Consider the following 11,741-nt stretch of genomic DNA (forward strand, 5'->3'; position numbering starts at 1 on the left):
CCATAAAGGGGAGGGAGAGCGCCAGCCCGTCAGAACCCTACGCCGTCCCCTCGGCCAAGGCCGCCAGCCGGGCGTACGTCCCCTGCTTCGCCTTCAGCGTTCCGTGGGTCCCCTCCTCGACGACCCGCCCGTTCTCGAACACCAGGATCCGGTCCGCCCCACGGATGGTCGACAGCCGGTGCGCGATGACGATCGTCGTCCGCCCCGCCATCAGCTCCTCCATCGCCGCCTGCACCTCCCGCTCGGTCTCGACGTCCAGGCTGCTCGTCGCCTCGTCGAACACCAGGATCGGCGCATCGGCCAGGAAGGCCCGCGCGATCGCCACCCGCTGGCGCTCGCCGCCGGACAGCTTGACCCCCCGCTCGCCAACCAGGGTCTCATACCCCTTCGGCAGCTCGGCGATGAACCCATCGGCCCGCGCCCGCCGCGCCGCCTCGCGCACCATCGCCTCGGTCGCCCCCGGCCGGGCATAGGCGATGTTCTCGGCGATGGTCCGGTGGAACAGGGCCGGATCCTGCGGCACCACGGCGATCGAGCGCCGCAGAGAGCCCTGGGTGACGTCGGCCACGTCCTGGCCGTCGATGCGGATCGTCCCGCCGTTCAGGTCATACAGCCGCTGGACCAGCTTGACGAAGGTCGACTTGCCCGCCCCCGTCGCCCCGACCAGCGCCACCCGCTCGCCCGGCCGGATGGTCAGGCTGAAATGGTCGTACAGCGGCGTCTCGGCGCTTTTGTAGCGGAAGGTCACGTCGTCGAAGACGATCTCGCCGCGCTGGGCCGAGAACACCGGCGCGTCCTCGCGGTCGGCCACCTGCGGGACCGTCCGCTCATAGGCGGCGACGTCCTCGGTGTCGTCGATGCCCTTCTGCAGCATCCGCACGTTCTCGCCGAGGTTCCGCAGGTAGCCGCTCATCAGCATGAAGGCGGTGATAGCGAAGGCCAGATCCCCCGGCGTCGCCTTCCCCTGGACCCACAGGTGCAACAGGATGCCGGTGCTGCCGGCCTGCAGGATCACCGACAGGATGTTCTGCAGGATCCAGACGTCCATGAACCGGTTCCAGGTCACCTTCACCGCCCGGCGCCAGGCCTCGGTGATCTCGCCGAACCGCTCTTCCTCGCGCGCCTCGGCCCCGAACGACTTCACCGTCGGGTTGGAGGTGATCGCATCCGCCAGCGCCCCGCCGATGCGGCTGTCGAGCGCGTTGGAGCGCAGGTTGGCCGGCCGCACATAGGCCTTCACCAGCCACAGGTTGGCCCACAGGTAGCCGCAGACCACCGCGAAGGCCAAGGCCCCGACCAGCGGCCAGCGCATCGCCATCTGCAGGCACAGCCCGAACAGCACGATGATCGCCGGCCCGATCCACAGCACCACGGCGTCGGATACGCTGTCGTATCCCCACATCGCCCGGCTGATCTTGCGCACGGTGGAGCCGGCGAAGCTGTCGGCATGCCAGTCGGCGCTGAAGCCCTGCACCCGGCGGAAGGCCTCGTTGGTCATGTCGCGCATGTTGCGGGCGGCCAGCGGGTTCCAGAACCGGAAGGCGATGTTGCGCACCACCACGAAGGCCACATAGACCCCGACGAACCAGCCCCAGGCCTCCCAGGCCCGGCCGGCGTCACGGTCCGGCGCCGCCACCGCGTCGAGCAGCCACTTGGAGGTCGTCGGCAGCATCAGGTCGAAGACCACCGCCACCATCATCAGCCCGGCCGCGGCGCTCAGCAGGAAGGGTCGCCGCAGCCACAGCCGGGCGATGAAGGCCAGGACCTGGCCGTTGGACAGCACCCGCGCGCGGGTGACCTCCTCGTCTTCGTACTGCTCGCTCACGATGCGGCTGACATAGGCCAGACCGCCGATCGGCGGGAGGGCCGGCGCCCGAAAAACAGGCGGCGCGGCTTTCGGGCGACAGCGAGGGCGCGGAACACAGTTCCTCCCCCCTCGGGGGAGATGGGCGCCGCGCAGCGGCGGTCGGAGGGGGTCCCCACGAATGGCGGCGACGGCTGACACAGGGTCAGCTGCCGCCTTGGTTTGGGACCCCCTCCACCATCGCTGCGCGATGGTCCCCCTCCCCCGAAAGGGGGAGGAACCGCTAAAACCGCTCCCCGACCATCTCTTCGCTCTTGGCCCACAGGGCCTTGGCGTTGTCCGGGTCGATGGCGTAGCCGCGCACACCGGAGCGCACATCGGGGCCGTCTTCCGGCCGCGCCAGGTGGCAGTCCTCGCAGTAGAGGCCGCCGACCTCGTTCACATCGGCCACCACCCCGGCCCAGACCGAGGTCGCCGCGCCCTGCGGGATGGTCTTCCAGCGGTACTCCTGGCCGGCCGGCTGAGCCGCGTTGATCGAGTCGACCAGGGCCTTCATCACCGCCGGCGTCATGTGCCGGCCAAGCTCGGTCTGGATGCCGCCCGGGTGCACGGCCACGGCCCGCACGCCGCGGTCCTTGTGGCGGCGGTCGAACTCCACCGCGAACAGGATGTTGGCCGTCTTCGAGCGGCCATAGGCGCCGAACTCGGTGTATTCGGTGGTCTCGAAGTTGGGGTCGTCGAGGTTGACGTCCGAGAACCGGTGGCCCGAGGAGGCCAGGTTCACCAGCCGCGAGCCCGGCTTCATCAGCGAGGCGATGCGGTTGACGAAGACGAAGTGACCCAGGTGGTTGGTGCCGAACTGGGTCTCGAAGCCGTCCTCGGTCTTCGAGAACGGACAGGCCATGACTCCGGCGTTGGCGATCACCAGGTCGAACGGCCGGCCGTCGGCGACCAGCTTGTCGGCGGCGGCCCGCACGCTCTTCAGCGAGGCGAGGTCCAGTTCGATCAGCTCCAGCGAGCCGCCGTTCGCGGCCTGGTCGCGAACCACCTGGGTGGCGCCTTCAGCCTTCTTCAAGTCGCGGACCGCGCCGACTACCTGGGCGCCGCGGGCGGCCAGGGCGCGGGCGGTCTCGACCCCCAGCCCGGCCGAAACACCGGTGACCAGGATACGCTTGCCCGACAGGTCGAGGCCGTCCAGGACATCGTCGGTGGTGGAGGCAGCTCCGAAAGTCTTGCTCATGTTGGCTCTCCTTGGCCTCCCGCGCATTGCCAACCGATGGCCGCGCCTGTAAAACGGAGGAGGTCTCCGCTTCATATACGGAGGGTTCCTCCGTTTAGCAAGGAGTCGTCTGTCCGTGCCCGCGCAAAGTCCCGTCCGCAAGCCGCGCGCCGACAGCCAGCGCAATCGCGAGCGCCTGCTTGAGGCGGCCAAGGCCGGCTTCGCGCAGACCGGCCCGGAGGTCACCCTCGACGAGATCGCCCGCCGGGCCGAGGTCGGCATCGGCACCCTCTACCGCCACTTCCCGACCCGCGACGCCCTGGTCGAGGCCGTCTACCGCCGCGAGGTCGAGGCCCTGGCCGCGGCGGTGGAACCGCTGCTGGCCGGGCATCGGCCGGGCGAGGCCCTGCGCCGCTGGATGCATCTGCTGGTCGACTATGTCGCCGCCAAGAAGCTGATCGTCGCCGCCCTGGCCGGTCCGACCGAGAACCTCTACGCCGCCTCCGGCCAGCTGATCAGCACCTCGCTGGACGCGCTGGTCGAGGCCGCCCGCGCCGCCGGCGACATCCGCCCCGACATCGAGGCCGCCGACCTCAAGCGGCTGATGAACGGCGTCTTCGGCGGCTACGGCGAACCGGGCTGGGCCGACAGCGCCCGGCGGCTGGTCGACGTGCTCATGAAAGGCCTGAAGCCCTAGCCAGGCGCCGTACCCGGGATTCAAATGACTGGCGGCGGGTAAATGTCGGAGAGCGCCCGCCGGGCCGGACCAGGCCGGCTCGCCGACGGCTGGCGAGGGGACCTGGGGTGGTTTTCCGGTTGGTGGCCGGTGGGTCGAAAAGGCTCTCTCGGCGGACCGGAGGCGGGCCTCAAGTTGGCCTTATCGCCTTGAAATATCTTGATAAATTTTCCACGCCCGAGCGGGTTTCCTGCTACAATGAACCCGCTTCGACCGGCAGTCGCCGGCATTGGATTTCGGCCCCGAACCGGTGATAACGGCTTCCATGACCCACGTCCTGCCCGACGCCGCCCCGACCAACTGGGTCGACCGCCATGCGCCGGAGAGCCTGCGCCCCTGGCTGAAGCTCGGCCGTTTCGACCGGCCGACCGGCATCTGGCTGCTGATGCTGCCCGGCTGGATGGGCATCGCCCTGGCCGGCTCGATGCAGCTGCGCTGGCCGGACCCCGTCCTGCTGGTCCAGTTCCTGGTCGGCGCCGCCCTGATGCGGGCCGCCGGCTGCGCCTTCAACGACATCGTCGACCGCGATATCGACGCCCAGGTCGCCCGCACCGCCCTGCGGCCGATCCCGGCCGGCCAGATCACCGTCAAACAGGCCTGGGCCTTCCTCATCGGCTGTTCCCTGGTCAGCCTGCTCATCCTGCTGACCATGAACCTCTGGGCGGTGGGCCTCGGGGTCGCCTCCCTGGCCCTGGTCGCCGCCTATCCCTTCATGAAGCGGATCACCTGGTGGCCGCAGGCCTGGCTGGGCCTGACCTTCAACTGGGGCGCCCCGCTCGGCTTCGCCGCGGCTATGGGTGGGCCGAATCTTTTCCAGTACGGCGGAATGCTTGCTGCAAACTATGAGCACAACTCGAAGATTTTCGCGCTGATCGATCCCATCAATGAACGGGTTCCCTCCCTGCTCGCGTACTTCAGGGACCTTCATACAGGGCAACTGCCGGATCTCGTCGCCGATCCAGTGTCGTCCTGGCCCGCCGTCATCCTCTACGCCGGCCTGGTGTTCTGGACCCTCGGCTACGACACCATCTACGCCGTGCAGGACCTCGAGGACGACGCCCTGGCCGGGGTCAAGTCCTCGGCCCGGCGGCTGGGCGAGCACGCCACGCGCGGGGTGCTGGTCTTCTATGGGCTCTGCTTCAGCCTGGTGCTGGCCGCCGGCTGGCTCGGCGGCCTGGGCCCCCTGGCCCTGCCGCCCCTGGCGGTCTTCGGCCTGATGCTGTCGCGACAGGCGGCGGCCCTGCGGCTGGACGATCCGCAGGGCGCGCTGGCCCTGTTCAAGTCGAACGTCTGGGCCGGCGCCCTGCTGGTCCTCAGCCTCGTCGCCGGCCTCTGGCGGCCGGCGGGCTTCTAGAAGGGCCCCCTTCTAGAACGGAGCTTGGGGATACACCCGCTCCTCGAGCACCTTGGTCAGCTCCCGCAGTCGCCGGTCGTAGGATCGGGCGAGGCATTTCCGATCGGCGCCGCACTTGTTGCGCTCGCGCAGCCAGATGACCTGCCGGTCGGTGATCGCCCCCCGCGTCCCCATCGGCACCAGCCGCCGGACCATGTCGTAGAGCTGGGCCATCCGTACGTCGCGGTCGTTGAGATTCATGTTGGCGCAGATGGTCAGCTCCGTCTGGTTGACCGCCCTGCCGCAATCGAAGCTGGCCGCCGAGGCGCTGGTCGGAGCCGCGACCAACAAGACGCCCGCACCCAGCAGCAGCATGAGCGACGAGGTGACGAAGGCGCGACGCATGGCAAAACTCCAGCGATCAAACGGCATAAGCTTGGCTCCACACATGGCCTTGGACTGACCCGATTACGCCCTGCCCGGCCGAATGTCACAGGCCAAGCGGCGCTAGCCCTGCGGGGTCGTTCCCCGGATATCGCGCCAATAGGCCTCGGCCACGTCGGCGTCCACATCGTCGGCCCCCGTGATTCGACCATAGAGGCCATCGGCGCCGTCGCGGCGAGGCCCTGAAATCCAGAATTCACTGCCGGTTTCGACCTCGAAGTAGTTGGCCTTGAACCCCGAACCCTTGAGGCTCTGGAAGGCGCGACCGCCATAGTAGAGGGTCGCGCCGGTCTTGGACTGGGTGACCAGCCCGATCCGCCCGGCGTTGGCCAGGCCGCCGGACTTGTCCTCGATGTACATGATCCGGGGCTTCATCGGCCGTCAGCCCTTCACGAAATATCCGCCCGGCGCGGACGCCCAGCCGAACTTCTGGATACGCGGCGGCTTGCCGTCAAAGAACTCTTCCACGGCTTCGGTCTCGCCCGGCCATTCGCGGATGGCGAACTCGTCGAACAGCACCACGCCGCCGGTCAGGATGCGCGGCCAGAAGGCCTTCAGCGCCGCCAGGGTCGGCTCGTAGAGGTCCATGTCGAGGTGGAGGAGGGAGATGCGCACCCCCGGGTTCTCGGCCACGTATTGCCCGGCCGTCTGGCAGACGTCGCCGTCGACCAGTTCGATCCGCGGCCGCACGGTGACGAAGGCGTCGGCGTTGAAGGCGTCGACCAGGGCGAACAGGGTGTCGCGGAAGGCGCCCGGATTCCAGCCCTCGGCGGTGTTGCCGACCCGGTCGTCGAGGCCGTCCTTCTCGGTGCGGTCGGCCAGCCCCCGGAAGTGGTCGAAGCCCAGCACCTTGCGCGTCCGATCGCCGGGACAGAAGGTCTCCAGAAACCGGGCGAAGCTGAGCAGGGAACTGCCCTTGTAGACCCCGCACTCGACGATATCGCCGGGCAGGTCCTGGATCAGCTTGAACACCTCATAGTGGGCGAAGGCCTTCATGAAGTGCATGCGCCGGGCGAAGCTGCCCAGGTTGGCGATCAGGTCGTGATCGTCGAGGTGGCCCTTGAGCAGGGACCGCAGGGTCTCGTCTGCCGGGATCTTGGGGGCGGGAATCATTCAGGTTTCCTCGGAAGCGATCAGGTCGGGGTGCAGGGCCTTGAAGGTCTCGAAGCCGTCGACGCGCCGGTTGCGCCAGCCGCGGGCCAGCATCTCCGGCGCCATCAGGTCGCCGAAACGGACCTGGACGGAATAGCGGTGGCGCGGGCCGGGGTTGAAGCCCGAGCGGTGGACCAGCCGGTTGTGGAACAGGGCCACGTCGCCGGCCGCCAGCTCCAGGGTCTGGGCCGCCGCCTCGAACCCGGGCTGCAGGGCCTCGGCGATGAAGGCGTCGCGCGTCCCCAGCCGCCGCCCTTCGGCGTCGCGCTTGTAGCGGATGTCCACCGGCCACAGGCGGTCGGACATGGCCGGCGCCGCCTCGATCGAGCCGTTGGCCGCCCCTGAGTCGGTCAGCGGCAGCCAGGCGGTCACATAGCGGTCGGAGAGCACATTGTAGGGCGCGTCCTGGTGCCACTGGAAGCCGCGCCAGGCCTCGCCCGCCAGGTCCATGCGGAACACCGCGTGCTGGAACGGCGCATGCAGGCGCGCCGCCCCGACCATGCTCCGCGCCGCCTCGACCAGGGTCGGGGCGGCGATCAGCTTCTGGAAAACCAGGGTCTCACGGAAGGCGTCGTAGACGGCCCCCAGCCGGGCCCGGTCATCGCTGCGCAGCCGGTCGACCAGGGTGTCGAGCCCGGTCTCGCCCGGCCCCTCGGGGCTGAGCATCTCGCGCAGGGTGTCGACCGCCTCGCCGATCAGCGCCGCCGGCATCAGCCCGCGGCGCACGACGAGCGGTGCGTCCTGGCTGTCGCTGCGGAGAATCGCCTGCGGGCTCATCGGCCGAATCTATCCCTCCGGGGCGGGCCTGTCGCTTCAGGCCTGGTTGACGGTGTTGGCCTTGATCCGCGCCGCGCCCTCGGCATCGAGGTCGGTGCGGATCTCGTCCAGGGCCAGCGGTCCCAGCAGGCCGGCGTTGACCCGGTCGATCCCGGCGCTCGCCGCCGGTCCGCGGGCCAGCAGGTAGCGCAGGGAGATGCGCTCGTGGTCGGCCTCGTCCGGCTGGGTGCCGTGCAGGGTGCAGGCGTGCCACATGGCGGCGTATCCCGTCCCGCCGGTCAGCACCCGCTGGGCGGCCAGGACCTCGCGGCCGTCACTGCGATAGCGCCAGGTCTCGCCCTCGCGGCTGAGGTCGTGCGGAAACACCGAGGCCCCCAGCCGGTGACTGCCCTCCAGCAGGAACAGCGGCGCGTCAGCCCGGGTGACCGGCGCCAGGTAGATGTAGAGGGTCAGGAAGTCGGCCTCGCGGCCTTTGAAGTCGATCAGGTCCTGGTGGAAGTCGATGCCGTAGAAGTAGGTGACGTCCCGATATTCAGGTCTGACGAAGGCCCCCAGATTGTTAACCGGATTGCCGGCGATCCGTGCCTTGAGCCAATCGGGGATGACGCTGGCCGGCACGCCGCAGACCACCTTGCGGTCGATCAGCCCATAGCCCTCGCCGAGCAGGGCGGTCAGGCCGGCGACGATGGCGGGATTGGCCTCGACCAGGGCCAGCCGGTCCTCGAACCGCTCCAGCAGGTTGCGGCCCGGCCGGGGATTCACCCCCCGGTACCGCGGGTCGGCGTCGAACGCGGCCTCGCTGAGGAACAGACCTTCAGCCCAGTCCCGTCCCGCCTTGAGATCGGCCAACAAGTCAGTGCAGGCGGCGGGATCGAGCACCTCGCCGAACAGGTGGACGCCCCGTTCGGCGACATCGTCGACCGCTGTACTGGAAGGAGCCCGGGCAGGGGTCATGACCGCCGACCTACGTTGCACACCCGCCATGCTGTCCATCGGACCGGGTTAAATTGCAATGAAGCCCTGACGGGTCAGCTCTCGGGCTGCAGCGTCACCTTCAGCGGGTTCGGCGCCAGGTCGAAGGCCGCCCCGTTGTTGAAGTCGATGCCGGCGCTCAGCGGCCCGCCGGCGAAGGTGATCGCCCCGCCCTTGTAGAACCGCTTGTCGATGTGGACGGTGACCGTCTTGTAGCCCGGCTTGCTGATGGTGACGTCGAACTCGCCCTTGCGGGACAGCTTTCTCGTGCAGGGCGTCACGCAGCTCCAGCCCAGCGACGACTCGACCTTGGCGCCGACCGGATCGGACTCCACCGTCCAGGCGACACTGGTGCCGCGCGCCATGGTGGCGCAGCCGCCGACCGACAGGGCGAGCACACCGGCAACGGCCAGGCCGGCCGCGTGGACGAAATTGAAACGCATGAGAATCCCCCAGACAGATGGATCCTTCCTAGACGCGGCGCAGGCGCTTGGCGAGGGCCCGCCGCCGCGACCAATGGCGCGCGCCCTGGCGTCCGCGCCGCCTCGCCCTTATCAATCGCCGATGACCCTCGCCGCGCCGCCCGTCCTGACCCTGCCGCAGGTTCTGTCGGCCGCCGACCTGGCGCGGGTGCTGGCCGGACTGACGCGGGCGCCGGCGACGCCTTCGACCGTCAACGGCGGTCAGGAAAGCCCGGCCCGTCGTTCGTCGCGGCTCTCGCCCGAGCAGGCGGTGGACGCCCTGCTGCGCAACCGTCTGGAAGCCGCCCGGCCCGCGCTGGAGGCCCATTTCGACCAGCCGCTCGGCGTGCTCGAACCTCTGCAGATCCTGCGCTACGGCCCCGGCGACTATTTCGTCGCCCACCAGGATGGCGCCACCCCGCTGATCTGGGACGACACCCGCCACCGCCGGGTCTCCGTCAGCCTGCTGCTCAGCGAGCCCGGCGACTGGGACGGCGGCGACCTCGTCTTTCACGGCCCGAAGGACGAGCGCTGGACAGCGACGGTCCCGGCCGGCGGCGCGATCGCCTTCCGGTCCGAGACCACCCATGAGGTGACGGCGCTGGAAACCGGCGAACGGCTGAGCGTCGCCGCCTGGTTCCGCGCGCCGGGGACCTGACGGGCCTTCTATTCGCCCGACGGCGCGGTGGCGACCACGGCAGGTTCGGCGACGGCCGCTTCCGGAGCCGGAGCCGCGACCGCGGCCGGCGTCGTTGCGGCCACTTCGGCCTTCGGCTTCAGGACCACCATCATCGGGTTGGGCCACAGGTCGAACATCGCGCCGCTGCCGGCGTCGATGCCCATGCCGATGGCGCCGCCAATGATCCAGTTGCCGCCGAAGGAGATCGTGCCGCCCTCGGCCGTCACCTTGCGGCCGACCGGGACCGTCGCCGTCTCGTAGCCATCCTTGCTGATGGTGACCGTGAAGCGGGTCTTGCGGTCGGTCTTGAAGGTGCAGGGGGTCGTGCAGGTCACGCCCAGGCTGGTCTTGGCCTCGGCCGCCGGCGGCGTGCTCTGGATGGTGAACTTCTGCTTGGTGCCGCGCACGATGGTGGCGCAGGCCCCCAGTTGCAGCGACGCAAGACCCAGGACGGCCAGACCGGCCGCCCGCGCGAGATTGATTTTCATGGTAGCCCCCTAGCTTACACTGGCGTTGCTAGACCAAACCCGCCGGTCTGGCGAGAGGGGCGAGGTGTCGCGCCCAGAGCAGCTAGACCCGGCGCCGCTAGGCCGGAACCAGCCTCACGGCGAACAGCAGGTGCTGCGGATCGCCCGGCTCCAGCTGGGTGACCTGACCCTGCGTCGCCGACCCCGGATTGACCGAGCAGCCGTTCTGCGTCCCCGGCCCGGCCCCGGCCGAGATGGTCACCGGGACCTGCTGGCCGTTGCGATAGCCGAGGAACAGGGTGACGCCCGGCTCCGGCATGTCGACGACGGCGCCGATGGTGACGCTGGCGTTCTCATTCAGGGTCGAGCCCCACTCCGGCGGGTCTCCGATCCAGCTCATCGGCGGCGTGGTGTTGGCCGGGTCGAGCAGCAGGTCCTGGCCGCTGGCGTTGTAGATCTCGACCGTGATGCTCCAGACGCCCGGCCCCTCCGCCAAGCCAACACTTTGTTCGATGCTCGCCATCGCCGTCTCCCCAAATCCCAGGACCGCCACCCTAGACCCATTCTGAGACCCGGCGAGCCGCACAAATCGTGCTGCATTTCGGGTTCGTCCTGTCGGCTGCTATCCCCCCGGCATGATCCTCGACCGCCCGGCCTTCATCCTCGCCAACACCCGCCTGCAGACCCCGCCCCACTGCCCGGAGATCCAGCTTCACCTGGCCGATGAGGTGACGCCGATCTGGCGGATGACCGAGGAGGCGCTCAGCGAGATCGGCCTGCCGCCGCCCTTCTGGGCCTTCGCCTGGGCGGGCGGCCAGGCGGTGGCGCGCTATGTGCTGGACCACCCGCAGGTCGTGGCCGGCAAGCGGGTGCTGGACTTCGCCACCGGCTCGGGGCTGGTGGCCATCGCCGCCATGCGGGCCGGGGCGCTCAGCGCGCTGGGCAGCGACGTCGACGCCTTCTGCGCCCCGGCCGTGGCCCTCAATGCCGCCGCCAACGGCGTCGAGGTCGCCTTCACCGAAGCCGACCTGCTGGACGGCCCCGTCCCCGACGCCGAGGTCATCCTGGCCGGCGACATCTGCTACGAACAGCCCCTGGCCGGCCGGGTGCTGGCCTGGCTGACCGCCGCCCGCGCCGAAGGCCGCACCGTGCTGATCGGCGACCCGATGCGCACCTACTTCCCGCGCGAAGGCCTGGTCCACCTGGCCGAGTACCAGGTGCCGACCACCCGCGAACTGGAGGACTTCGAGGTGAAACGGACCAGCGTCTGGGCGTTTCCGTGAGGGCGTTGACTCTTCGTCTCGATTGAGAACAAATAAGGAACACTGGAGGATCGACCATGCGTGAAGACGGCAAACTCGACTACCTGGAACTGCCCGGCGCCAACCTGGCGGCGACCAAGGCCTTCTACGCCGACGCCTTCGGCTGGCAGTTCATCGACTACGGCCCGACCTACGCGGCCTTCAACGAGGGCCTCGACGGCGGCTTCCAATCGGAGGAGGCGGCGGACCGGCCGCTGCCGGTGCTCTACGCCCACGACCTGGAGGCGATGGCGGCCAAGGTGACCGCCGCCGGCGGGACCATCCTCAAACCGATCTTCGAATTCCCCGGCGGCCGCAGGTTCCACTTCCGCGATCCGGCCGGCAACGAACTGGCGGTCTGGTCGGAAGGTTAGGGCGACTTGTTCGAGTCATACA

Annotated in this window: 15 protein-coding genes; 5 read left to right on the forward strand and 10 right to left on the reverse strand. The window is 69.4% G+C overall.

The features are described from left to right. Positions 1 to 37: 37 nt before the first annotated feature. Both AC1RSK_RS07650 and AC1RSK_RS07655 read right to left on the reverse strand, forming a co-directional pair. Complete coding sequence (locus AC1RSK_RS07650; RefSeq protein ID WP_492906899.1) at positions 38 to 1,825, reverse strand: ABC transporter ATP-binding protein; 1,788 nt, start codon at positions 1,823 to 1,825, stop codon at positions 38 to 40. Between the two features lie 262 nt (positions 1,826 to 2,087). Beyond that, the gene (locus AC1RSK_RS07655; RefSeq protein ID WP_492906900.1) at positions 2,088 to 3,044 is read right to left on the reverse strand and encodes an SDR family NAD(P)-dependent oxidoreductase; all 957 of its coding nucleotides are present in this window, start codon (positions 3,042 to 3,044) and stop codon (positions 2,088 to 2,090) included. Positions 3,045 to 3,159: 115 nt separating this feature from the next. Between AC1RSK_RS07655 and AC1RSK_RS07660 the strand changes: the two genes are divergently transcribed. Both AC1RSK_RS07660 and AC1RSK_RS07665 read left to right on the forward strand, forming a co-directional pair. Continuing rightward, positions 3,160 to 3,720 carry a TetR/AcrR family transcriptional regulator gene (locus tag AC1RSK_RS07660; RefSeq protein WP_492906901.1) on the forward strand — a complete coding sequence of 187 codons (561 nt, stop codon included), beginning with the start codon at positions 3,160 to 3,162 and terminating at the stop codon, positions 3,718 to 3,720. A gap of 304 nt (positions 3,721 to 4,024) precedes the next feature. Continuing rightward, entirely contained in the window at positions 4,025 to 5,113 is a 1,089-nt protein-coding gene (locus AC1RSK_RS07665) for a UbiA family prenyltransferase (RefSeq protein ID WP_492906902.1), read from the forward strand. Positions 5,114 to 5,125: 12 nt separating this feature from the next. Here AC1RSK_RS07665 and AC1RSK_RS07670 read toward each other — a convergent pair whose 3' ends face one another. The 6 genes from AC1RSK_RS07670 to AC1RSK_RS07695 all read right to left on the reverse strand — a co-directional run bounded on the left by AC1RSK_RS07670 (position 5,126) and on the right by AC1RSK_RS07695 (position 8,880). Next, a complete protein-coding gene (locus AC1RSK_RS07670; RefSeq protein WP_492906903.1) occupies positions 5,126 to 5,497 on the reverse strand; it encodes a lysozyme inhibitor LprI family protein in 372 nt (123 codons plus the stop codon). A 102-nt stretch (positions 5,498 to 5,599) separates the two neighbouring features. Further along, positions 5,600 to 5,911, reverse strand: a complete 312-nt coding sequence (locus tag AC1RSK_RS07675) for a 1-deoxy-D-xylulose-5-phosphate synthase (protein ID WP_492906904.1) — start codon at positions 5,909 to 5,911, stop codon at positions 5,600 to 5,602. 6 nt (positions 5,912 to 5,917) lie between these two features. Next, positions 5,918 to 6,649, reverse strand: a complete 732-nt coding sequence (locus AC1RSK_RS07680) for a TylF/MycF/NovP-related O-methyltransferase (protein ID WP_492906905.1) — start codon at positions 6,647 to 6,649, stop codon at positions 5,918 to 5,920. Further along, the gene (locus AC1RSK_RS07685) at positions 6,650 to 7,465 is read right to left on the reverse strand and encodes a phytanoyl-CoA dioxygenase family protein (RefSeq protein WP_492906906.1); all 816 of its coding nucleotides are present in this window, start codon (positions 7,463 to 7,465) and stop codon (positions 6,650 to 6,652) included. Positions 7,466 to 7,501: 36 nt separating this feature from the next. Continuing rightward, on the reverse strand, positions 7,502 to 8,419 hold the full coding sequence (locus AC1RSK_RS07690; protein ID WP_492906907.1) for a phytanoyl-CoA dioxygenase family protein: 918 nt from the start codon (positions 8,417 to 8,419) through the stop codon (positions 7,502 to 7,504). Positions 8,420 to 8,493: 74 nt separating this feature from the next. Then, complete coding sequence (locus AC1RSK_RS07695) at positions 8,494 to 8,880, reverse strand: PEGA domain-containing protein (RefSeq protein WP_492906908.1); 387 nt, start codon at positions 8,878 to 8,880, stop codon at positions 8,494 to 8,496. A gap of 121 nt (positions 8,881 to 9,001) precedes the next feature. Here AC1RSK_RS07695 and AC1RSK_RS07700 point away from each other — a divergent pair, with 121 nt between their 5' ends. Beyond that, entirely contained in the window at positions 9,002 to 9,556 is a 555-nt protein-coding gene (locus AC1RSK_RS07700) for a 2OG-Fe(II) oxygenase (protein ID WP_492906909.1), read from the forward strand. Positions 9,557 to 9,564: 8 nt separating this feature from the next. On the opposite strand, the gene AC1RSK_RS07705 is transcribed toward AC1RSK_RS07700, so the two are convergent. Both AC1RSK_RS07705 and AC1RSK_RS07710 read right to left on the reverse strand, forming a co-directional pair. After that, on the reverse strand, positions 9,565 to 10,065 hold the full coding sequence (locus tag AC1RSK_RS07705; protein ID WP_492906910.1) for a translation initiation factor 2: 501 nt from the start codon (positions 10,063 to 10,065) through the stop codon (positions 9,565 to 9,567). 97 nt (positions 10,066 to 10,162) lie between these two features. Next, positions 10,163 to 10,567 carry a hypothetical protein gene (locus AC1RSK_RS07710; RefSeq protein ID WP_492906911.1) on the reverse strand — a complete coding sequence of 135 codons (405 nt, stop codon included), beginning with the start codon at positions 10,565 to 10,567 and terminating at the stop codon, positions 10,163 to 10,165. Positions 10,568 to 10,679: 112 nt separating this feature from the next. On the opposite strand from AC1RSK_RS07710, the gene AC1RSK_RS07715 reads away from it, so the two are divergent. Both AC1RSK_RS07715 and AC1RSK_RS07720 read left to right on the forward strand, forming a co-directional pair. Further along, the gene (locus AC1RSK_RS07715) at positions 10,680 to 11,327 is read left to right on the forward strand and encodes a class I SAM-dependent methyltransferase (protein ID WP_492906912.1); all 648 of its coding nucleotides are present in this window, start codon (positions 10,680 to 10,682) and stop codon (positions 11,325 to 11,327) included. 56 nt (positions 11,328 to 11,383) lie between these two features. Then, positions 11,384 to 11,719: a VOC family protein gene (locus tag AC1RSK_RS07720; protein ID WP_492906913.1), complete on the forward strand. Its 336-nt coding sequence runs from the start codon at positions 11,384 to 11,386 to the stop codon at positions 11,717 to 11,719. Positions 11,720 to 11,741: the final 22 nt, after the last annotated feature.

Source organism: Caulobacter sp. GW821-FHT11A05, assembly GCF_058809015.1.